The sequence below is a fragment of the Streptomyces sp. DH12 genome (assembly GCF_020873895.1).
In the GTDB taxonomy this organism is placed as follows: domain Bacteria; phylum Actinomycetota; class Actinomycetes; order Streptomycetales; family Streptomycetaceae; genus Streptomyces.
This window is the reverse complement of sequence record NZ_JAHWGT010001088.1, coordinates 1-450: the sequence shown is the minus strand read 5'-3', so window position 1 is coordinate 450 and position 450 is coordinate 1. Positions and strand designations below refer to the sequence as shown.

Here is a 450-nt window from a genome sequence, read left to right as displayed (position 1 = left end):
GAGGGGGCGCACAACGGGGCAACGCGGGACGTACAGGGCGGAAGGGCAGCCGCGCATGCAGGGCACGGTCGACGGATTCAGTTACGGGCTGGTAACACCTCTGGTGGCCTATCTCATGGCCTGTCTCGGGGGTGCGCTCGGGCTGCGATGCACCACCCGGGCCGGGCTGGGGCCCCGCTCCTGGCGCCCCGGCTGGCTCGCCCTCGGAGCGGCCGCCATCGGCGCCGGCGTCTGGACGATGCACTTCATCGCGATGATGGGCTTCACCGTCGAGGGGACGCCGATCCACTACGACCGCGGGATGACCTTCGCGAGCCTCGCCGTCGCCGTCGTCATGGTGGGCATAGGCATCTTCATCGTCGGCTACCGGGGCGCCACCGGGACGGCCCTGTTCACCGGGGGGACCGTCACCGGTCTCGGCATGGCCTCCATGCACTACCTCGGCATGGC

The 450-nt window shown here is 70.7% G+C and carries 1 protein-coding gene; it reads left to right on the top strand.

Translation table 11 applies throughout. The features are described from left to right. Window positions 1-55: 55 nt before the first annotated feature. On the top strand, window positions 56-450 hold a 395-nt coding region (locus LPA54_RS38655; RefSeq protein ID WP_306806630.1), incomplete at its 3' end, for an MHYT domain-containing protein.